The organism is Streptomyces sp. TLI_55 (assembly GCF_900206255.1).
GTDB classification, from domain to species: domain Bacteria; phylum Actinomycetota; class Actinomycetes; order Streptomycetales; family Streptomycetaceae; genus Streptomyces; species Streptomyces aquilus.
The window spans coordinates 8,248,486-8,268,117 of sequence record NZ_OAOJ01000001.1 but is presented as its reverse complement, the minus strand read 5'-3'; the positions used below and the strand labels follow the sequence as shown (position 1 = coordinate 8,268,117).

At 71.3% G+C, this 19,632-nt stretch carries 17 protein-coding genes and 1 riboswitch; of the genes, 11 read left to right on the top strand and 6 right to left on the bottom strand.

The window, feature by feature from the left end:
- Nucleotides 1-42: 42 nt before the first annotated feature.
- From CRP56_RS37860 to CRP56_RS37840, 5 genes are read left to right on the top strand one after another with little or no spacing between them, the layout of a single operon-like run.
- On the top strand, nucleotides 43-1,218 hold the full coding sequence (locus CRP56_RS37860) for an ATP-grasp domain-containing protein (RefSeq protein WP_097271864.1): 1,176 nt from the start codon (nucleotides 43-45) through the stop codon (nucleotides 1,216-1,218).
- Nucleotides 1,215-2,858, top strand: a complete 1,644-nt coding sequence (locus tag CRP56_RS37855) for an IucA/IucC family protein (RefSeq protein ID WP_257041518.1) — start codon at nucleotides 1,215-1,217, stop codon at nucleotides 2,856-2,858. Before CRP56_RS37860 ends, CRP56_RS37855 begins: the two co-directional genes overlap by 4 nt.
- The gene (locus CRP56_RS37850) at nucleotides 2,855-4,048 is read left to right on the top strand and encodes an MFS transporter (RefSeq protein WP_097271862.1); all 1,194 of its coding nucleotides are present in this window, start codon (nucleotides 2,855-2,857) and stop codon (nucleotides 4,046-4,048) included. The genes CRP56_RS37855 and CRP56_RS37850 overlap by 4 nt, the downstream gene beginning before the upstream one ends.
- Complete coding sequence (locus CRP56_RS37845; protein WP_097271860.1) at nucleotides 4,048-5,748, top strand: IucA/IucC family protein; 1,701 nt, start codon at nucleotides 4,048-4,050, stop codon at nucleotides 5,746-5,748. Before CRP56_RS37850 ends, CRP56_RS37845 begins: the two co-directional genes overlap by 1 nt.
- Nucleotides 5,745-6,947: a type III PLP-dependent enzyme gene (locus tag CRP56_RS37840; protein WP_097271858.1), complete on the top strand. Its 1,203-nt coding sequence runs from the start codon at nucleotides 5,745-5,747 to the stop codon at nucleotides 6,945-6,947. The genes CRP56_RS37845 and CRP56_RS37840 overlap by 4 nt, the downstream gene beginning before the upstream one ends.
- Here CRP56_RS37840 and CRP56_RS37835 read toward each other — a convergent pair.
- Nucleotides 6,944-8,404, bottom strand: coding sequence for an aldehyde dehydrogenase family protein (locus tag CRP56_RS37835; protein WP_097274843.1), 1,461 nt, complete (start codon nucleotides 8,402-8,404; stop codon nucleotides 6,944-6,946). The genes CRP56_RS37840 and CRP56_RS37835 overlap by 4 nt on opposite strands.
- 185 nt (nucleotides 8,405-8,589) lie before the next feature.
- The gene (locus tag CRP56_RS37830; RefSeq protein ID WP_097271856.1) at nucleotides 8,590-8,880 is read right to left on the bottom strand and encodes a hypothetical protein; all 291 of its coding nucleotides are present in this window, start codon (nucleotides 8,878-8,880) and stop codon (nucleotides 8,590-8,592) included.
- Between the two features lie 169 nt (nucleotides 8,881-9,049).
- Here CRP56_RS37830 and CRP56_RS37825 point away from each other — a divergent pair, with 169 nt between their 5' ends.
- On the top strand, nucleotides 9,050-9,403 hold the full coding sequence (locus CRP56_RS37825; protein WP_097271854.1) for a nuclear transport factor 2 family protein: 354 nt from the start codon (nucleotides 9,050-9,052) through the stop codon (nucleotides 9,401-9,403).
- A gap of 228 nt (nucleotides 9,404-9,631) precedes the next feature.
- Nucleotides 9,632-9,715, top strand: a riboswitch (ZMP/ZTP riboswitch).
- A 22-nt stretch (nucleotides 9,716-9,737) separates the two neighbouring features.
- Nucleotides 9,738-10,586, top strand: a complete 849-nt coding sequence (locus tag CRP56_RS37820; RefSeq protein ID WP_097271853.1) for a bifunctional 5,10-methylenetetrahydrofolate dehydrogenase/5,10-methenyltetrahydrofolate cyclohydrolase — start codon at nucleotides 9,738-9,740, stop codon at nucleotides 10,584-10,586.
- A gap of 1 nt (nucleotide 10,587) precedes the next feature.
- Here the strand turns inward: CRP56_RS37820 and CRP56_RS37815 are convergent, their stop codons facing one another.
- Together CRP56_RS37815 and CRP56_RS37810 are read right to left on the bottom strand one after the other, a co-directional pair.
- Entirely contained in the window at nucleotides 10,588-11,481 is an 894-nt protein-coding gene (locus CRP56_RS37815) for a CU044_5270 family protein (protein ID WP_097271852.1), read from the bottom strand.
- The gene (locus tag CRP56_RS37810; RefSeq protein WP_097274841.1) at nucleotides 11,474-12,025 is read right to left on the bottom strand and encodes an RNA polymerase sigma factor; all 552 of its coding nucleotides are present in this window, start codon (nucleotides 12,023-12,025) and stop codon (nucleotides 11,474-11,476) included. The genes CRP56_RS37815 and CRP56_RS37810 overlap by 8 nt, the downstream gene beginning before the upstream one ends.
- A gap of 106 nt (nucleotides 12,026-12,131) precedes the next feature.
- Between CRP56_RS37810 and ctaD the strand changes: the two genes are divergently transcribed.
- Together ctaD and CRP56_RS37800 are read left to right on the top strand one after the other, a co-directional pair.
- Nucleotides 12,132-13,733, top strand: a complete 1,602-nt coding sequence (gene ctaD, locus CRP56_RS37805; protein ID WP_097271850.1) for an aa3-type cytochrome oxidase subunit I — start codon at nucleotides 12,132-12,134, stop codon at nucleotides 13,731-13,733.
- Nucleotides 13,730-14,050, top strand: coding sequence for a hypothetical protein (locus CRP56_RS37800; RefSeq protein WP_097271849.1), 321 nt, complete (start codon nucleotides 13,730-13,732; stop codon nucleotides 14,048-14,050). The genes ctaD and CRP56_RS37800 overlap by 4 nt, the downstream gene beginning before the upstream one ends.
- On the opposite strand, the gene CRP56_RS37795 is transcribed toward CRP56_RS37800, so the two are convergent.
- Nucleotides 14,047-16,014, bottom strand: coding sequence for an RICIN domain-containing protein (locus tag CRP56_RS37795; RefSeq protein WP_097271847.1), 1,968 nt, complete (start codon nucleotides 16,012-16,014; stop codon nucleotides 14,047-14,049). The genes CRP56_RS37800 and CRP56_RS37795 overlap by 4 nt on opposite strands.
- A gap of 203 nt (nucleotides 16,015-16,217) precedes the next feature.
- On the opposite strand from CRP56_RS37795, the gene CRP56_RS37790 reads away from it, so the two are divergent.
- Nucleotides 16,218-17,447, top strand: coding sequence for a glycosyltransferase (locus CRP56_RS37790; protein WP_097271846.1), 1,230 nt, complete (start codon nucleotides 16,218-16,220; stop codon nucleotides 17,445-17,447).
- Between the two features lie 89 nt (nucleotides 17,448-17,536).
- On the opposite strand, the gene CRP56_RS37785 is transcribed toward CRP56_RS37790, so the two are convergent.
- On the bottom strand, nucleotides 17,537-18,190 hold the full coding sequence (locus CRP56_RS37785) for a TetR/AcrR family transcriptional regulator (protein ID WP_097274839.1): 654 nt from the start codon (nucleotides 18,188-18,190) through the stop codon (nucleotides 17,537-17,539).
- A 191-nt stretch (nucleotides 18,191-18,381) separates the two neighbouring features.
- Here CRP56_RS37785 and CRP56_RS37780 point away from each other — a divergent pair, with 191 nt between their 5' ends.
- Nucleotides 18,382-19,629, top strand: a complete 1,248-nt coding sequence (locus tag CRP56_RS37780) for a YncE family protein (RefSeq protein ID WP_097271844.1) — start codon at nucleotides 18,382-18,384, stop codon at nucleotides 19,627-19,629.
- Nucleotides 19,630-19,632 lie beyond the last annotated feature (3 nt).

Genomic DNA, 19,632 nt, shown 5'->3' with positions numbered 1-19,632 from the left:
CCCGTCAACCCCCCACCCGCTAGCGGAAGTTCCTTCTCACCCATGCGCCTGTACCTGCTCGCCCTCAATCCGACCGACTCCGTCGCCGAGGGCTTCCTGCCCGCCGCCGCCCGGCTGGGCCTGGACGTCACCGTCCTCACCGACCAGCCCGCCGCCCACCGCGCCACCTATCCGGACGTCGAGGTCCTGGAGTGCGACGTCCGCGACTTCCGGGCCGTCGTCACCCGCGTCTCCACCCACCACCGCCCCGACGCGGTCTTCACCAACAGCGACCACCTCCAGACCCAGGCCGCCCTGGCAACCGCCTACTTCGACCTGCCCGGCAAGGACTGGCGGGCCACGCTGCGCTGCAAGGACAAGGCGGAGATGCGCCGCCGGCTCGCCGCCGCGGGCGTGGACACGGTCTGGTCGGCGGAGATCACCGCGCCGAGCGCCCTCCCCGACGCCCCGTACCCGTGCGTGGTGAAGCCGCGCGAGGGCGTCGCCAGCGAGGACGTCGTCCTCGTCGACGGGCCGGAGGAGATGGCCACCCGCTCCAAGGAGATCTTCGAGCGCCGCCCGGACACGGTCCTGCTCGTGGAGGAGTACCTCCCCGGCGAGCTGTACACCCTGGAGACCCTCGGCGACGGGCAGGTCCGGCACGTCCTGGGCGGCTTCCACACCGAGCTGTCGCCCCCGCCGTACTTCATCGAGGAACGCCTCACCTTCGTCCCGGCCCACCCCGAGCCGGTGGTCTCTCAGGTCCTCGCTCAACTGGACGCGCTGGGCGTCGGGTTCGGTGCCTGCCACACGGAGTTCGTGGTGCACGAGGGCCGGGCGCGGCTCATCGAGGTCAACTACCGGGCCATCGGCGACCAGTGCGACCTGCTGCTGGCCCGGCTCCTGGAGATCCCGCTCTTCGAGCACATCCTCCGCACCCACCTGGGCGAGCCGCTCCCCGCGGACCTCGGCGCCCGCCTCGACGGTGCCGCCCGCCTCGAGTACCCGTGCGCCGACCGCGCCGGACTCCTCACCGCGGCCCCCTCCGCCGCGGAACTCACCGTGGACGGCGTCCATCTGACGTACCGACCGCTGCGGCCGACCGGCGAGCGGCACGAGCTGTACCGCACCAACCGCGACTACCTCGGCGTCCTGCGCGCCACCGGCACCGACCAGCCGACGGTGGACCGGGTGACGGCCGACTTCCTGGCGGGCCTGCGCTGGGAGATCCAGCCGTGACGGCGACCTGTGACGCACAGCTGCTGACCCGCGTCCTCGGCGCCCTCCTCCGCGAGGACGTCGTGGGCCTGCGCACCCGCAGCACCCTCGTCGCACGCCCGGACGGACCCTGGCTGCGGCTGCCCACCGAGGACGACGCGCTCCTGCTGCCCGTCGTCGAGGACGGCTTCCAGTGCGAGTACGCGGCCCGACGGCCCCTGCTGGTCCGCGAGTCGGACGGCAGGGAACTCAGCTCGTACGACACCGTCGTCAACGCGCTGCGCACCCTCGCCGACCCCGTCGACCGTGCCGGCTACGACGCCTTCGCCGAGGAGTGCCGGCAGACGTTGGCCACGATGCGGCTGCACGCGGCCTCACCCATCGGCTTCGGCGCCGACTCCACCCGGTGGCCACCGCTCGCGTACGACGCCCTCGCCGCGCGCCTCGACCATCCCGTGTATCCCACGGCACGCGGCCGCGCCGGGCTCACCGAGGATCAACTGCGCGCCTATGCCCCGGAGTTCCACCCCCGGTTCGCCCTGCGCTGGCTGGCCGTCCCCCGCGAGTCCCTCACCCTCACCGGAACGCTCCCGCAGTTCTGGCCCAGTTGCACCGACCTCGGCCTGGCGACGGCCGAGGGCACTCATCTGCCCCTGCCGGTCCACCCGTTGACCGCGGACGCCCTGCGCGAGGCCGGCCTCCCCACAGGTGCCCTGTTCGCCGACCGCGTCCACCTCGACGTCGTACCGACCCTGTCGATGCGCACGGTGGCCGTGGACGACACGCACCACCTCAAACTCCCCCTCGCCACCTCCACGTTGGGCCTGCGCAACAAGCGGTCCATCAAGCCCGGCACCCTCGTCGACGGCGCGGCGGGACAGCGGCTCGTCGAGGCCGTACTGGCCCGTGAACCCCGGTTCCGGGACACGATCCTGCACGCCGACGAGACGACGTACGCGCATGCCGGGCACGAGTTGCTGGCCGTGCTCTGCCGCCGCTTCCCGGCCGGGCTGGACGACAGCGAGGTCGTACCGCTGGCCGCACTGCTCGCCGAAACGCCCGACGGGCGGCTGGTCCTCGACCACCTGGCCGACCGCTTCTACGGCGGCGACCCGCTCGCCCTGCTGGACGCCTTCCTCACGCTGCTCTTCGACTGGCAGACCACGCTGTTCGGGTGCGGCATCGCGCTGGAGTCGCACCAGCAGAACATCTCGCTGGTGCTGCGGCCCGGAAGCCTGCGGCTGCTGTTCAAGGACGACGACGGGCCACGGATCAACCCCGAACGGCTGGGCGCGGTCCTGCCCGGCCCGTGGGGTTTCGACGACGCGCGGACCTGTGTCGACGGCGACGGGCCGGTGGCCGACGTGTTCACCACCATCACCGTCCATCTGTGCGCGGGCGCCTACGCGTTCGGGCTGCCGCGGCAGCGCCGGGCCGTGCTGGATCTCGTACGGAGCCGACTGACGGAGGCGGTGGACCGGCTCGGCGGCGACGCCGGGGAGGTGCTGCGGGCCCGGGTGCTGCGGGCGCCCCGGCTGCCGGTGAAGGCGATGGTCACGGCCGGGACGCTGCTGTCCAAGGAGCGCTCGGGCGCCACCGACGTCAACAAGCACTACACCACCGGTCCCAACTACCTGATCCCGAACGGGGGTCCGGCATGAGCGCCGCCCAGGCCGTCCGACTGCCGCGAGGCGGCTTGGGGCGCGGCCAGGTGCACGCCGTGGCGGGCTGCTACTTCGTGGCCTCCTTCGCGGCCCTCGGCCTGCCGCCGTATCTCACCTCGATCCTCCCGGAGTTGGGCGACCGCCAGGCCCGCTGGGCGGGGGTGCTGTATGTCGTGCCGACGGTGTTCGGCGCGCTCGCGGCCCCGCTGTGGGGACGGCTCGCCGACCGGTACGGCCGCAAACGCCTGCTGCTGCGGGCCCAGTTGGGGCTCACGGTCGCGTTCCTGCTCGCGGGCTGGGCCGACTCGCTGGCGACCTTCACGCTGGCGCTCGTCCTCCAGGGCGTCCTGGGCGGCACGTTCGCCGCCTCCAACGGATATCTGGGCGCCGCCCTGGAGGGCCCGGCGCTCTCGAGGGCGCTCACCCTGATGCAGGGCAGCGCGAGGGCGGCGCTGGTGGTGGCTCCGATCGTGGTCGGCACGCTGTCCGGCTGGCTGTCCCCGCACCGCCAGTACGCCTTGCTCGCCGTACTGCCGCTGACGGCCGCGCTGTTGCTCGCGGCACTGCCGGAACCGGGGCCTGCCGAGCACCGGGAGACCGACGCCGCCGCCCCTCCGCAGACGGCTCCCGTGATCTCACTCCGGGCGCTGTACACACTGGAGTTCGCGTTCGTGTTCTCCACCGTCATCTCCTTCCCGTACCTCATCGCCCTGGTCGACGACCGGCTGCCGGGCACCTCGCCCACCCTGTCCGGAGTGCTGTTCGCCCTCCCCCACCTGTGCTACCTGGTGGGCGCGCTGGCCGTGCACTCCGCCTTCCGGGACCGTCCCCGGGCCGGGATCGTGCTCGGGTTCGTCCTCATCGCCCTCGGTCTCGCCGGACACGGCCTCGCCGCGCATCTGCCCGCGCTGATCGCCGTACGGCTGCTGCTCGGCGCCGGTCTCACCCTCGGCCTGGTGTGTCTTCAGGTGCTGGCCGCGGAGTGCGCCAAAGGGCGGGCGCCCGGCGGCATGTTCGGTTCCCTGGAGTTCTTCTCCAAGGCCGGCGCGGTCCTCGCGGGCCTCGCCGCCGCCGCGGGCAGCGCCCGCTTCGGTCCGGCCGCTCCCGTGCTGACCGGCGCCGCCGCTGCCGCCGTCACCGCCGTGGCGACCCTCCTCCCCTCCATCACCCCCCGCTGGAGCCGCTGATGCCCCCGCTCGCCCCCACCCCCGAGCGCACCGCCCTGCCCACGGCCGACGAGGTGGTGGCCCACACCCTCCTCAACTGCCTGCTGCGCGAGGTGTCCGGGCCCGAACGCCAGAGTGTCGTCGCCGACGGCACGCTTCTGCTGCGGCTGCCGCGCCGCGGGGTCCTGCTGCGCATCGCCCTGCGCCGCACCTCGCTGCTCGGCGCGCACCGCTTCACCGGGCCCGTCCACGAACAGCGCGGCACCGACTGGGCCGAGGTCGACTGGCGGCGCCTCGCCGCGTACACGCACGACGAGTTGTCGCTGCGCACCGGCGTGCGCAACGAGGAGTTCCTGGAGCAGGTCGCCTCCAGCCACGCGTCCGTGACGACCGCGCTCAGCACGCCGAGCGCCGCACCAGCCACCGACGCCTACCTCGCCTCCGAACAGTCCCTGCTGTTCGGCCACCGCTTCCACCCCACCCCCAAGGCCCGCACCGGCGACCCGCGCGCCTGGTCCGCGTACGCGCCGGAGGCCGGGGCCGTCTTCCCGCTGCGGCACCTCGCCGTACGCGACCATCTGATCGCCGAGGAGGCCGTCGAGCCATCGGCCGTCGCTCCCCTGGACCGCCCGCGCGCCGACGTCCCGGACGGCTACCGGCTGCTGCCCGCCCACCCCTGGCAGTACGAGACGCTCCGAGACCAGCCGACCCTGCGCGCGGCCCTCGCGCGCGGCGACGTCCTCGACCTCGGCCCGGGCGGACGCCCGTTCGCCGCCACGGCGTCCGTACGCACGCTGTACGACGGGGAGACCTTCCTCAAGTTCAGCCTGAACGTGCGCATCACCAACTGCCTGCGCAAGAACAGCAGTTACGAGCTGTCCGGCGCGGTCGCCCTGACCCGCGCCCTCGCCCCGGCCCTGGCCGACCTCGCCCACCGCTTCCCCGGCAGCGCCGTGCTCCGTGAGCCCGCCTACCGCACCCTCGCCCTGCCGGGCCCCGACGGCACCCCGGACCAAGCGCTGTTCGAGGGCTTCGGCGTCATCGTCCGCGAGGGCCTGCCCGCCCGGCTCGCACCCGGCACCACACCGCTGCTGGCCGCCGCGGTGGCCGACGAGTACCCGACCAGCGCGGCACAGATCTCCCGCCTCCTCGGCACCCCGGACGCCCGCGCGGCCCTCGACTGGTGGTCGGCCTATCTCGACCTGTTGATCCCCCCGGTCCTGGCCGCCTACTTCGACCACGGCCTGGTCCTGGAACCCCACCTCCAGAACGTCCTGGTCTGCGTGGACCGCGCCGGGCTGCCCGCCCAGGTCCTCTTCCGCGACCTGGAGGGCACCAAGCTGGTCCCCGAGCACCACGCCGACACCCTGGCCGCGCTGCCGCCCGAGGTCGCGGCGCCGATGACGTACGACGCGCGGCGCGGCTGGGACCGGGTCGTCTACTGCCTGCTGGTCAACCATGTGGCCGAGCTGCTCGCCGCCCTCGCCGACCTGCACCCGCAGGCGGAGGCCGCGCTGTGGAACCGTGTGCGGGCGACGCTCCAGGCCTACGCGGACCGCCACGGCTGCCCGCCCCGCCTGGCCGCCCTCCTCGCCGGCGTCCCGCTGCCCGCGAAGGCCAACCTGCTCACCCGCTGGGAGCGCAAGGCCGACCGCGAGGCCGGATACGTCCGCCTGCCGTCCCCGCTCGCCGAGGACATCCTGACCGGGAGCACCCGATGACAACGACCCGGACGGTCCACGACCACGTCCGATCCCTGCCCGCCGAGGAACTCCCCGCCTACGTCTACGACTTGGCGGCCCTCCGCACCCATGCCGCGACCGTCCGGGACGCGCTCCCCGAACGCGTGGAGCTCTACTACGCGGCCAAGGCCAACCCCGAGCCGAAGATCCTCGCCGCGCTCGGTCCGTACGTCGACGGCTACGAGGTCTCCTCGGGCGGCGAACTCGCCCATGTCGCCAAGACCGTGCCCGACCGCCCGCTCGCCTTCGGCGGGCCCGGCAAGACGCCGGACGAGGTGACGGCGGCGCTGGAACAGGGAGTTGACCGCTTCCACGTCGAGAGCGCCTACGAGCTGCGGATGCTGGCCGAGCTGGCACGGAGCAGCGGACGGCGGGTCGCGGTGCTGCCGCGCGTCAACCTGCCCCTCTCGGAGGGCTCGTTGGCAAGCAGCTCGCTGGCGATGGGCGGGCGTCCCACCCCGTTCGGCATGGACCCCGCCCAGGCCGCCGACGTCGTGCGCACGCTCGCCGACGACACCTACCCGCACCTCGAACTCCGAGGCGTCCACGCCCACTTGGCGAGCGGTCTGGAGGCGCCCGAGCTTCTCGCGGCGGCCGAGGCGGTGGTCGCCTGGGCCACCGGCCTCGGTGTCCCGCTCGCCGAGGTCAACGTCGGCGGCGGCATGCACGTCGACTACACCGCCCCCGAGCGCCGCTTCGACTGGACGGCCTACGGCAGCGGGCTCGCCCGACTCACCGAGGCGCACCCGGAGTTGACGCTGCGGATCGAGCCGGGCCGGGCACTGACGGCGTACTGCGGCTGGTACGCCACCGAGGTGCTGGACGTGAAGCGCAGTCACGGCGAGGAGTTCGCCGTGGTCCGGGGCGGCACCCACCACCTGCGGACCCCGGCGACGAAGGGACACGACCAGCCCTGCTCGGTCCTCCCGGTCGAGGCGTGGCCGCATCCCTGGCCGCGCCCCGCCGTCGAGGGCGAACACGTCACGCTGGCGGGGCAGTTGTGCACACCGAAGGACACCCTCGCGCGTCGCGTGCCCGCCGCCGGGCTGCGGGCCGGTGACCGGGTGCTGTTCGCGCTGGCGGGTGCCTACGCCTGGAACATCTCCCACCACGACTTCCTGATGCACCCGCGGCCCGGCTTCCACTTCCTGGATGCCGGGCCGGGGCAGGACCGCTAGAAGGGGTAGTGCGCCTGCTGGGTGGCGATGGTCACCCAGCGGGTGTTGGAGAAGGCCTCGATGCCCCAGCGGCCACCGAAGCGGCCGTACCCGGAGGCCTTGAAGCCGCCGAAGGGGGCCTGCGGCTCGTCGGCCACCGACTGGTCGTTGATGTGCACGATGCCGGTGCGGATCCGACGTGCGACGGCGAGGCCGTGGGTGGCGTTCTCGGTGATGATGCCGCAGGTCAGGCCGTTGTCGGTGTCGTTGGCGATGGCCACCGCGGTGGCGTCGTCGGCGAACGTCTCCACCACGCACACCGGCCCGAACGCCTCCGCGTGATAGAGCTCGGCGTCCTTCGGCACGTCGGTGAGCACGGTCGCCGGGTGGACCGCGCCGTCCGGCTTGCCGCCGCCGGTGAGGACCTTGGCGCCCTTGGCGACCGCGTCCTCGACCAGCCCCGCCACGCGCTGCGCGGCGGAGGCGGCGACCAGCGGACCGACCACGGTGTGCGGGTCGGAGGGGTCGCCGGACGGGAGGGAGGCGGCCTTGGCGGCGAACTTCCGCGTGAACTCATCGGCGAGGGATTCGTGGACGAGGATGCGGTCGCCGGACATGCAGATCTGCCCGGCGTTCATGAACACGCTGAAGGTGACGGCGTCGACGGCGTAGTCCACGTCCGCGTCGGACAGTACGATCACCGCGTTCTTGCCACCCAACTCCAGGACGGCGGGCTTGAGATGACGTGCCGCGTGCTCGCCGATGATGCGGCCCACGTTGGTGGAGCCGGTGAAGTTCACGGCCCGGACCCGCTCGTCGGCTATGAGGGCCTCGGCGATCTCGGCGGCGTCCGCCCGGTCGTTGGTGATCACGTTCAGCACGCCGTCCGGCAGCCCGGCCTCGCGCAGCACGTCGGCCACGAACAGGCCGCAGGCCAGCGGCGCGTCCTCGCTCGCCTTGACCACGACCGTGTTGCCCGCGGCCAGCGGCGCCGCGACCGCCCGTACACCGAGGATGACCGGAGCGTTCCACGGCGCGAACGCGGCGACCACGCCCACCGGTTCGCGCACCGCGAGGCCGAGGGCGCCCTGCTCCTGTGCGGTGAGCACCTCGCCGCGCGGGGCCGTCACGGCGGCCGCCGACTCGCGCAGCATGTTGGCGGCGAGCGCCACGTTGAAGTACGCCCACGGCCGGGTGCCGCCGGCCTCGCCCGCCATGAGTTCGGCGACCTGGTCGCCCTTGCTCTCCAGCAGGTCGGCCGCCTTCAGCAGGATCGCGCGCCGGGCGAAGGGGGCCAGCGCCGCCCACTCCTCGAACGCCGCGTCGGCCGCGTCCACGGCCCGCCGTACGTCCTCGGGGCCCGCCGCCGCGACGGTCGCGTACACCTCCCCGGTGTAGGGGTTGAGGTCCTCGGCCGTCCGGCCGGAGGCGGCGGGCACGTCCTTGCCGCCGATGAGGAGTTCGCGGGTGATGGGCATGATGCGGACCTCTTCGTTCGCCACGACAATGTGTGCACTGCGAGAAATCGTTCGCCAAGTGAAGCAAGATTCACTTGCTACGCGCATGCTCCGCGCGGCTCCGGGCAATGTCAAGGGCCGCCCGGTTTGCCCGGACGGCCCTTGGTGTGGACGTGCGCGTACGACTCCGTACGCGGATCAGACGACTACTGGATGGCCGGCAGCAGCCCGGTGACGGGGGCGGCCAGGTCGGTCACCTGGCTCAGCTGGTTCAGGTCGTTGACGCGGTTGAGCTGGGCCAGCTGCTCGGACGGGCGCGGGATCTCGGCCTTGCGCTCCGCGGGGAGGTCGCTCACGGTCAGCGAGTCGAGCGTGGCCATCGGGCTGAGCCTGGCGGTGTCGGCGTCCGCGGGGGCCGCGCTCGCCATCGGGGCGGCGAGGCCGGTGACACCGGCGGCGAGACCGACGACGGCGACGATACGTCGAGTGGAGATCATGTTGTCTGCAACGGCGCCACGCCGGGCGTGGACACGGGTGCGGGGCGCCTCTCACCCGTCAGGCGCAGTACCGCCCCTGCGCTTGCCGAGACCGGCGGGGCGGAGGAGTCTCGAAGGTGAGACCCAGGCGGCCCCTCCCCTCGGGCCGCGGGCCTCACAGGAGGTCATCATGGGCGCGTTCAGCACGGAGACATTGCGTCAGGGCATCGAGGGAGACAAGGCCGCGAATCTGCTGTCGCTCTACGCGGACGACGCGGAGCTGCGCATCGTGGACCGCAACACCCAGCCCAGCAGTCCAAGGGTCCTGCACGGCCGGAGCGAGATAGGCGAGCTTCTGGAGGACGTCTACAGCCGCGACATCAAGGCGCACAAGCTGGAGAAGTGCATCATGCAGGGCGATCAGGTCGCGTACACCGAGTCCTGCGAGTACGCGGACGGGGTCCGGGTCTTCGCCGAATCCATGATCACGCTGCGCGACGGCAAGATCGCCGAACAGATCATGCTCCAGGCATGGGACGAGTAGGGAGAAGTCTGCCGAAGGTCCAGATCACGTCCAGGGTGACCTGGACCTTCTCGGCGCGTGCGGGCCTCGGCCGATCGTTCCCGGTGCGCTCCCGCCGCACCCTGCCGGCCTCGGCGGCAGCCCGCTTGGTGTCCGCCGCACTGATGCGGTCGGCGCTACGACGCACACGGCACCGCGCGCTGCCTCCGACCCCGCACGGCCTGCGCAGGCGGCGCCGGGGTTAGTCTGGGGGCGGGCCGTGACTGGCGCTGAGGTGGAGCACCACCGGGGAGCGGCCCGTACGACGTGAAGCCGTGCGCCTGGGCGAACCCTACTGTCAGCCCAGGAGTGGATCATGGCCCAGGCACGTCTCATGGACGGCACCGCGCTCGCCCGACGCATCGTCGAGGACACCGCTCAGCGCGCCGCCGACCTCACCGCACGCACCGGCACGACGCCCTGTCTCGCGACCTTCCTGGTCGGCGCGGACCCCGCCTCCGTGACGTACGTCCGCATGAAGCAGAACCGTTCCCGCAAGGCCGGGATCGCCTCCCGGCACGTGGAGCTGCCCGCGGCGACCACCACCGAGGAACTGGTGAACACGCTCCAGGAGCTCTCCGCCGACCCCGCCGTGCACGGCATCCTGCTCCAGCACCCCATGGGCGCCCACATCGACGAGCGCGCCGCGTTCGAGGCGATCGCCCCCGAGAAGGACGTCGACGGCGTCACGTTCGCCTCGTTCGCGACGATGAGCTTCGGCCTGCCGGGCTTCGTGTCCTGCACCCCCGGCGGCATCATGCGGCTGCTCGACGCGTACGACGTCGACCCGTCCGGCAAGCGGGCCGTGGTCGTCGGCCGCAGCGCGATCCTCGGCAAGCCCGCCGGCATGCTGCTGCTCGCCCGGGACGCGACGGTGACGTACTGCCACTCCCGTACGACGGACCTGTCGGCGGTCGTCCGGGAGGCGGACATCGTGGTCGCCGCCGTGGGCCGGCCGCAGCTCATCAAGGGCCAGGACATCAAGCCCGGCGCGGTCGTGATCGACGCCGGCTACAACCCGGGCAACATCGGCGACGTCGACTTCGACTCCGCCGTGGAGCGGGCCTCGCTCATCACCCCGGTGCCGGGCGGCGTCGGTCCGATGACGATCGCGACGCTGCTGGAGCAGACGGTGGACGCGGCCGGCCGGCAGCTCGGGGCGTGAGTCAGCGCGTCCAGGCGCTGTAGTCCATGACGTCACCGGCCTTCACGCCGTACTCGGGCTCCGCCTTCGTGAAGGTGGTCTCCAGGCCGAGTACGGCGCCGGTGGCCGGATCCATGATCAGCATCTTGCGGGTGCCGGACTCCTCGTACACGTACGCCTGTCCGCGCCGCCCCAGCCGGTCCGTCACCTGCCCGACGGGCTTCAACCCGTCGGTGTCCGCGAGGAGTTGGGCGAGCGCCGCCGACTCGCGGGCGCCGAAGTGCCAGGTGTCGAGAACGTAGTCGACGGCGTTCAGGAGCTCGCCCGTGGTGAGCGGCGTCTTGCTGTACGCGGCCTCCTGGAGGTAGGCGCGCAGCCGGGCCACGTCGTGCGGGGGGGGCGACTGCGGCGGGGCGTCGCTCCAACTGGGCGGGTACGTCCGGGTGGTGCGGTCGTGGCCGTCGTCGACGGTCTCCGTGTGGCTGTCGTCGGCGTTCCAGCGGACGATGCGCTCCTCCGGGTAGGTGATCGGCGGCTTGTCGTCACTCATGCCGAGGCTCCAGGTGCGCACGTGGGTGCCCTTGCGGAGCCCGGCCGCCGCACTGTCCACCGCCCGCGCCCGCTCGGCCAGGGTCTCCAGGGGTACGGGGGTGGAGCCGGCCCGCACCACCAGCGGGCGGGGCGCGGCGGCCGCCGGAGCGGTGGTCTGGCCGGTGAACAGCAGCGCCGACACGAGCGCGGTGACGACTCCGGTGGCCGCCAGCCCCCAGTACAGCCGGGGGCGGCGGGCGGTCCGCTGCCGCATCAGCGCGTCGAGCCGGCGCTCGGCGTGGTGGTCGAGGGGGCCGTCGCCGTAGTGGGGGCCGTCGGTGGGCACCGGGTTGGCGCGGCGCAGGAGGTCGAGTTCGTCAGCCATGGCCGTATTCCTTCGCGGGGATCGCGGGGCTCTCGGAGGTCGTGGGGCACAGCCGGTCGATCTCGGTTCTCAGCCGGCGCCGGGCCCGGTGCAGCCGCATCGACGCGGCGCGGCGGCCGCAGCCGAGGACGACGGCGACCTCCTCGATGCCGAGTTCCTCCCACGCGGTGAGCCGCAGCACCTCCTGGTCGGCCGGGGAGAGCCGGGCGAGGGCGTCGTGCACCCAGGCGCCGGGCGTCTCCGCGTCCGGCCCCGCCTCGATGTGCCGCCCGTGGGCCGTGTCGTCGTTGCCCAGCCGGTCCACCAGGCGCCGCCGGCGCCCGTGTCCGCGTACCGCGTTGGCCAGGCAGTTGCGTGCCACGCCGTACAACCAGGGCAGCGGGGTGGGCGGCAGGTCGGTGCGGCGCCGCCAGGCGACGGTGAACACCTCCGCCACCACTTCCTCCACCTCGCTCGGCCGCCCGTCCAGTCGCCGCGCGACATAGCGGCTGACCGCCCAGTAGTGCGCGCGATAGGCAGCGGCGAAGTCGTCGTCGTTGCTCATGTTCCGTTCGTGTCCGGCACCTTCGGGATCGTCACAGCCGTCCTCGGTGATTCTCGTCGCGTCCTCGAAGTGTGACGTCCGGGCGGGGCGCGGACACAGGCGGGGCATGAGACACCTGAAGTGGCTGACGACCACGGACCACAAGACGATCGGAACGCTCTATCTGATCACGTCGTTCGCGTTCTTCTGCATCGGTGGCGTGATGGCGCTGCTCATGCGCGCCGAGCTCGCCCGGCCTGGTCTGCAGATCATGTCGAACGAGCAGTTCAACCAGGCGTTCACGATGCACGGCACGATCATGCTGCTGATGTTCGCGACGCCGCTGTTCGCCGGCTTCGCGAACTGGATCATGCCGCTCCAGATCGGCGCCCCCGACGTGGCCTTCCCGCGTCTGAACATGTTCGCCTACTGGCTGTACCTGTTCGGCTCGCTCATCGCGGTCGGCGGCTTCCTCACCCCGCAGGGCGCGGCCGACTTCGGCTGGTTCGCCTACAGCCCGCTCTCGGACGCCGTGCGCTCCCCGGGTGTCGGCGCCGACATGTGGATCATGGGTCTGGCCTTCTCCGGCTTCGGCACCATCCTCGGCTCGGTCAACTTCATCACCACGATCATCTGCATGCGCGCGCCGGGCATGACCATGTTCCGCATGCCGATCTTCGTGTGGAACGTGCTGCTGACCGCCGTCCTGGTCCTGCTCGCCTTCCCCGTCCTGGCCGCGGCCCTCTTCGCGCTGGAGGCGGACCGCAAGTTCGGCGCCCATGTCTTCGACTCCGCCAACGGCGGGGCGTTGCTATGGCAACACCTCTTCTGGTTCTTCGGCCATCCAGAGGTGTACATCATCGCGCTACCGTTCTTCGGCATCATCTCCGAGGTCATCCCGGTCTTCTCCCGCAAGCCGATGTTCGGCTACATGGGCCTGATCGGCGCGACCATCGCGATCGCCGGCCTGTCCGTGACGGTGTGGGCCCACCACATGTACGTCACCGGCGGAGTGCTCCTGCCGTTCTTCTCCTTCATGACGTTCCTCATCGCCGTGCCAACAGGCGTGAAGTTCTTCAACTGGATCGGAACGATGTGGAAGGGCTCGTTGTCCTTCGAGACACCGATGCTCTGGGCCACCGGCTTCCTGGTCACGTTCGTGTTCGGCGGTTTGACGGGTGTGATGCTCGCGTCGCCGCCCATCGACTTCGCGGTCTCCGACTCCTACTTCGTCGTCGCCCACTTCCATTACGTCGTCTTCGGGACAGTCGTCTTCGCGATGTTCTCCGGCTTCCACTTCTGGTGGCCGAAGTTCACCGGCAAGATGCTCGACGAGCGCCTGGGCAAGATCACGTTCTGGACGCTGTTCATCGGCTTCCACGGCACGTTCCTGGTCCAGCACTGGCTGGGGGTCAACGGCATGCAGCGCCGGATTCCGGACTATCTGGCGGTGGAGGGCCTGACGCCCCTCAACACCCTGTCGAGCATCTTCTCGCTCGTGCTCGGCGCCTCGCTCCTGCCGTTCTTCTACAACATCTGGAAGACGGCCAAGTACGGCAAGCCGGTCACGTCCGACGACCCGTGGGGCTACGGCCGTTCCCTGGAGTGGGCGACCAGCTGTCCCCCGCCCCGGCACAACTTCCTCGCCCTGCCCCGCATCCGCAGCGAGTCCCCCGCGTACGACCTGCACCACGCCCCGGCGCCGGCACGGGAGTTGACCGCGCGATGAGGGAGACGTTCGTCAACGACATCGAGGGCCATCTGCTGCTCGCCGCCACCCGGCAGGAAGGCCGCACGGCCGCCGAGCGGTTCACCGCACCCCTGCACTGGCTGACGGACACTCAGCGGGCCGAGCTGGAGCGCCGCTTCGAGGCGGAGTACCTCGCCCTCGCCCGCACCTCCTGGCAGCACACGGCAGTGCGGGCCGGGAGCCTGCGGGACGAGTACGAGGCGAGATACCGGACGCTGCGCCGACGACTGCTGGCGGGTCTGCTGCTCGCCTGCACGGCGGTCGTCGGCGCCTTCGTCCTCTGTTGTCTGCGCTAGTTCTGCGTCCACTTCTGGTTGCTCTGGCCGTTGCACGTCCACAGCACGATCGGCGTGCCGTTGGCCGTGGCGGCGTCGTAGGCGTCGAGGCAGAGACCGGCGTTGACGTTGGTGAGGGTGCCGTCGCTGTTGACGTTCCACTTCTGGTTGTTCTGGCCGTTGCAGGTCCAGATGATGACCTTGGTGCCGTTGGACGTCCCGCTGTTGTCGGCGTCCAGGCACTTGTTGCCGTACACCACGAGTTCCTTGCGGGAGGTGTACGTCCACTGCTGGTTCTGGCCGCCGTTGCAGTCCCAGAGCTCGGCCTGGGTGCCGTTGGTGAGGGTGTTGTCGTAGACGTCGAGGCAGCGACCGGAGCCGTTCCCCGTCACCAGGGCGCTGTTCGCGCCGGGCAGCGGGCGGACGGTGATGTCGGCGAGCGTGGGCGCGCCCGTGAAGGTCAACGTGTTCGAGGAGCCCTTGGACAGGCCGACCATGACCGAGACCGTGCCCTGGGAGGGGCCGGTGGGCGGGAAGGAGACGGTCGTCGAGCCCTGGCCGTTGACCTTGAGGGTGGCGGTACGGGCACCGCCGGTGTTGTTGGTGTAGGCGACGTCGACGGTCTTGATCCCGGTGCTGTCGGCGACCACACCGGTGAAGCTCGCCGTCCCGGTGTAGGTACTGGCCGACTGCTCGGTGCCGCCGGTGACCGTGAGCATCACGGAGCCGCCCGCCGGAACGCTGGTGGTGTAACTCGTGCCGTACGAGCCGACGTTGGACCGCGCCCACAGGTCTCGGACGGTCGCGTTGGCGTTGGTGAGACCGAGGTCGGACCAGCGGACGGTGATGTTCTGCGCGGAGGCGGTGCGGTTCATGAGCACGACGGCACGGTTGCCCTGGCCGGACAGGACCTTGCCGTACACCTGAAGGCCTGTGGTGTCCTCGGCGACCTTGACGCCCTGCAGGCCCCGCGCGTCCTGGTCGACGGCGATGACCTCGGGGTTCTTGAGGATGTTCGCCGTCTCGGTGGTCACGCCGACGAGGTTGTTGCCCGCGAGGAGGGGTGCGCCGGAGATGGCCCACAGGTTCATGTGGGTGCGGTTCTGGGCGGCGGTGAAGCCGGACATGCCGACCATCAGCATGTCGGGGTCGTTGTAGGAGCCGGTGTGCTGGGCGAGCGGGTGCAGTCCCTGGTCGAAGTTGGACAGCATGTTCGTCTGGGACGGACTGTTGCCCCAGAAGATGATGTCGGTGCTGGTCCGGTACATCGGCGCGAGCCCCGGGGCCCAGTTCCAGGTGTTCTGGTTGCCCCAGTTGCAGATGGAGAGAGTGAGCGGACGCCCGGTGGCGGCCGTCGCCCTGGCCACCGCGTCGCTGATCGACCTGTACGTCGTCGCCGCGTCGAGGCCTTCCGCGTCACCCCCGCACCAGTCGACCTTCACGAAGTCGAAGCCCCACTGCGAGAACTGGAGCATGTCCTGGTCGTAGTGGCCCTCGCTGCCGGAGCCGGGGGCGGCGGGGCGGCCGGTCGGGTAGTAGTAGCCGCAGCCGTCCTTGCCGGCGTCGGTGTAGATGCCCGCCTTCAGGCCCTTGCTGTGGATGTAGTCGGCGGTGGCCTTCATGCCGCCGGGCCACTCGGACTCGTCGACGGTGATGTTCCCGGCGCTGTCCCGGGTGCCCTGCCACCACCCCTCGTCGATGTTGATGTACTTGTAGCCCGCGTCCGGCAGCCCCGCCGCCACGAACGCGTCGACCTGCTGCTTGATCACGTCGTGGTCGATGGCGGCGGCGAAGCTGTTCCAGGAGGCCCAGCCCATCGGCGCGGTGGGCACGGCGATCTGCCGGCTCGTCGCCGCCTGGGCCGGGGTGGGCTGGGCGAAGAGCAGGGCGGCGGTGGCGGTCAGGGCGAGGACGAGGGCGCGTACGGCGGCGGATCTGGCGCGGCGCAGGCGCCCACCGCGGGGCAGGCGAAGTGGGGGATACATGCGGCTCCTTCGGAGGGGGGAACGCCCGGTGCGGTCGACATTTCGAACAAGGACCGAATACCCGAACGTATCGCGCGCCGAAAGTAGAGCCGCGGGAGACGGAAGTCAACGGCCGCGACAGGCGTGAACTTGGCCCTCCGCACGGGTCGTTCACCCTCGCGAGCCGCGATCCCGACATACTGACGCTCGTGCGCGTAGCAATCATGACGGCGGGTTCCCGGGGCGACGTGGCCCCCTTCACCGGCCTGGGGCACGGCCTGCTGCGGGCCGGGCACGAGGTCACCCTGGTCACGCACGGCTCCTTCGAGCCGCTGGTGGCAGGCTCCGGGCTCGGCTTCCACGCCCTGCCGGTGGACCCGCGGACGGTACTGGAGTCCGAGCGCGGGAAAGGGCTGCACCGCAGCGCCACCGGCCCCGGCAAGCTGCTGCGGGCGGTCACGATGGCACGGGCCCTGGCGGGCACGATGGCCGACGACCTGGTGGCGGCGTCCCGCGCCGCCGACATACTCCTCCTCTCGGCCTCCCTCGCCCCGCTCGGCCACACCATCGGCGAGGGCCTGTCCCTGCCGACCCTCGGCCTCAGCCTCCAACCGGTCGCCGCGACAAGGGAGTTCGCCCCGCCCATGCTCGGCGGCGGTTCGTGGGGCACGCTCGGCAACCGGGTGGCCGGACACGGCGTGAGCATGGCCATCGAGCACGTCTTCTCGTCGGTGATCCCGGAGGTGCGCACCCGCCTGGGCCTGGGACAGCTACGGAGCGCCACGGCACTACGCCGCCGCGAGCGCCGCAACTGGCCCGTCCAGCACGGCTTCAGCCCCCTGGTGGTGGCCAGGCCGAGCGATTGGCGGCCCGGGCTGGAGGTTGCGGGCTACTGGTGGCCGTACGACGTGTCGACCGAACTCCCGCCAGAAGTACGGGACTTCCTGGACGCGGGCCCGCCCCCGGTCTTCGTCGGCCTCGGCAGCGCCACCGTCCCCGACCCCGAACGTCTCAGCGCCGACATCGTGCGGGCGCTGCGGCGGGCGGGGCTGCGTGGGGTGTTCCAACAGGGCTGGGCCGGGCTCGCAGCGGACGGCGAGGACATGCTGACCGTCGGCGAGATCGCCCACTCGGCGCTCTTCCCGCACATGGCCGCGGTCGTCCATCACGCGGGCGCGGGCACGACCGGAGCGGGCCTACGGGCGGGGGTGCCGGCGGTGCCGGTACCGATCCAGTTCGACGCGGGCTTCTGGTCACAGCGCCTGGTCGGACTGGGAGTGGCTCCTCACGCGGTACCGCTGCGCCACCTGACAACGGACAGACTGGCATCGGCACTGACGAGGATCACGCGCGACGCAGGGTACCGGGAGCGGGCACGGGAACTGGGGGCACGCATTCGCAAGGAGGACGGGGTAGCCCCTGTACTGGAGGCCGTGAACTGCCTGAGCGACTGAGCGACAACGCCCTACAGGGGCGCGGGGCTGTATCAATGTGCGGCTCCGCCGCGTGGGCGCGACCAGCCCCCACGGCGCCGCACAAGAAGTCAGTCCCCCCACCCCACGGGCCGCAGAATCGCCAACAACTGCCGCACCAACTCCTCCACCACCTCATCCAACGAAGCGTCCACCCACCCCGAACTCCAGTCATGGAGCAACCCGTTGACCGCCCCGATGAACGCCGTCGCCGGCAGCCGATAGTCCCGAGGCGCCGCCTCCCCCCGCGCCACCGCCGCCCCCGCCTCCGCACACACGAGTTCCACCCACCCCGCCCGTCGGGCCAGCCGCTGTTCTTCCATCCGCGGACTGACCCCGATGATCTCGACGAAGGTGATCCGGATCCGGCGCGGGTCGCCGGTGACGTTCGCGGCGTACGCCCGGAAGATCGCAGCAGCGCGCTCGGCCAGCGGCAGCGCCTCGGCGTCGGCGACCGCCGCCATGACAGCCCGTTCCGCCCAGTCGTTGACCTGGAGGTGCAGCGCGGCGAGGACGTCCTCCAGGGTGCGGAACTCCTCGTAGAACTGGCGCGTGGACAAGCCCGCGGCCTCGCTCAGCGCCGCCACCGTCGTGTTGCGGTAGCCCGGCGTGTCGCCGAACAGCTGCAGCGCGGCGTCCAGGAAACGGCGGCGCCGTTCCGCCTGCCGTTCCTCCGCGGTCTTGCCGCCGTAGCGGCCGGTCGGCGCCTTCAGCCTGCCCGCCACGGTCACCTCCGTTGATCGTCCACTGGCTCGCCAATTTTGTCGTGCGCGGAGTCTTGTGGACAGGCCGCCCCTTCCTTACTTTTCAGTAAGTTGACTCTGAAAGCACCCGTATTCAGTTTCCGAGCCGCCTCTTCAGAGTCCCTGTCTTGGCATGTCCTACTCATGAACCCCACTCAGAGGAGAGAGCCGTCATGCCTGCCTTCAGAACCCGGCACCTGTGCGCCCTGGCCGCCGCCGTCGCCCTGACCGCCACCGTCCCGGCGGCGTCCGCCGCCTCCGCGGCCGATTCCGCCGCGCTGCGCGAGGTGCTGTTCGTCGGCAACAACTGGGACGGCACCGCCGACGTCCTCCAGTCCAGCGGAAGTCTGGCCAAGGTCGGCCGGATCAACGTCATCCCCGACAAGGACGCGCGGATGGCGGAGATCAACGCCGACCCGATCAAGTGGATCTACTTCATGGCGATCCGCAACGGCGTCGGCGAGGGCCACGACCAGTTCGCCGACGACATGTACACCACGCCGGACGGCTCCTCGGTCGTCGTCTCCCGGCCGAGCTTCGCCGACGTCGTGTCGATCAACCTGGCCACCGGGAAGATCAACTGGCGTTTCCCGGTGTCGGGTTACCGCTCCGACCACATGGCGGTCTCCCCCGACGGCACCCGGGTCGCGGTGTCCGCCTCGACCGCGAACACCGTGCACGTCCTCGACATCAACACGGGCAAGCAGGTCGGCAAGTTCGCCACCGGCGACAAGCCGCACGAGAACATCTTCACGAAGGACGGCAAGTACATCTACAACATGGCGATCGGTGACGTGAACACCAGCACCGACGCCCCGTGGCTGGACTGGACGAAGGGCGACCGGCACATCACGGTCGTCGACGCGACGACGTACCAGCAGGTCAGGATCATCGACATGCGGCCGAAGCTGGACGCGCTCGGTCTCACCGACTACTCCGACGCGGTGCGCCCGGCCGTGTTCTCGCCGGACGAGTCGAAGCTGTACTTCCAGGTGTCGTTCTTCAACGGCTTCTTCGAGTACGACCTCGCCACGGACACGATCACCCGGATGAAGACCCTGCCGAAGAACCCGGCGACCAGCGACGACCGCACCACGTTCGTCAACGACTCGCGCCACCACGGGCTTTCGATGAGCCCCGACGGCAGCAAGCTGTGCGTCGCCGGGACCATGGACGACTACGCGACCGTCGTCAACCGCAGCACGCTCCAGGAGGGCCCGCTGGTCACCGCGTCCAAGCCGTACTGGGCGACGGTGAGCGGCGACGGCAAGAGCTGCGTCATCTCCGAGAGCGGCGCCGACCAGGTCACGGCGATCGACTTCGCCACCGGCCAGAAGACGGTGTCCGTGCCGGTGGGCGACCACCCGCAGCGGGTGCGGCTCGGGCACGTCGCGGCGAACTGGACGAGCCCGGCGTCCTGAGGG

Excerpts from the sequence above, each read along its gene's own strand:
- CRP56_RS37860 (WP_097271864.1), top strand. The coding sequence starts at position 43 with ATGCGCCTGTACCTGCTCGCCCTCAATCCGACCGACTCCGTCGCCGAG.
- CRP56_RS37850 (WP_097271862.1), top strand. The coding sequence starts at position 2,855 with ATGAGCGCCGCCCAGGCCGTCCGACTGCCGCGAGGCGGCTTGGGGCGC.
- CRP56_RS37845 (WP_097271860.1), top strand. The coding sequence starts at position 4,048 with ATGCCCCCGCTCGCCCCCACCCCCGAGCGCACCGCCCTGCCCACGGCC.
- CRP56_RS37840 (WP_097271858.1), top strand. The coding sequence starts at position 5,745 with ATGACAACGACCCGGACGGTCCACGACCACGTCCGATCCCTGCCCGCC.
- CRP56_RS37835 (WP_097274843.1), bottom strand. The coding sequence starts at position 8,404 with ATGCCCATCACCCGCGAACTCCTCATCGGCGGCAAGGACGTGCCCGCC.
- CRP56_RS37830 (WP_097271856.1), bottom strand. The coding sequence starts at position 8,880 with ATGATCTCCACTCGACGTATCGTCGCCGTCGTCGGTCTCGCCGCCGGT.
- CRP56_RS37825 (WP_097271854.1), top strand. The coding sequence starts at position 9,050 with ATGGGCGCGTTCAGCACGGAGACATTGCGTCAGGGCATCGAGGGAGAC.
- CRP56_RS37820 (WP_097271853.1), top strand. The coding sequence starts at position 9,738 with ATGGCCCAGGCACGTCTCATGGACGGCACCGCGCTCGCCCGACGCATC.
- CRP56_RS37815 (WP_097271852.1), bottom strand. The coding sequence starts at position 11,481 with ATGGCTGACGAACTCGACCTCCTGCGCCGCGCCAACCCGGTGCCCACC.
- CRP56_RS37810 (WP_097274841.1), bottom strand. The coding sequence starts at position 12,025 with ATGAGCAACGACGACGACTTCGCCGCTGCCTATCGCGCGCACTACTGG.
- ctaD (WP_097271850.1), top strand. The coding sequence starts at position 12,132 with ATGAGACACCTGAAGTGGCTGACGACCACGGACCACAAGACGATCGGA.
- CRP56_RS37800 (WP_097271849.1), top strand. The coding sequence starts at position 13,730 with ATGAGGGAGACGTTCGTCAACGACATCGAGGGCCATCTGCTGCTCGCC.
- CRP56_RS37795 (WP_097271847.1), bottom strand. The coding sequence starts at position 16,014 with ATGTATCCCCCACTTCGCCTGCCCCGCGGTGGGCGCCTGCGCCGCGCC.
- CRP56_RS37790 (WP_097271846.1), top strand. The coding sequence starts at position 16,218 with ATGACGGCGGGTTCCCGGGGCGACGTGGCCCCCTTCACCGGCCTGGGG.
- CRP56_RS37780 (WP_097271844.1), top strand. The coding sequence starts at position 18,382 with ATGCCTGCCTTCAGAACCCGGCACCTGTGCGCCCTGGCCGCCGCCGTC.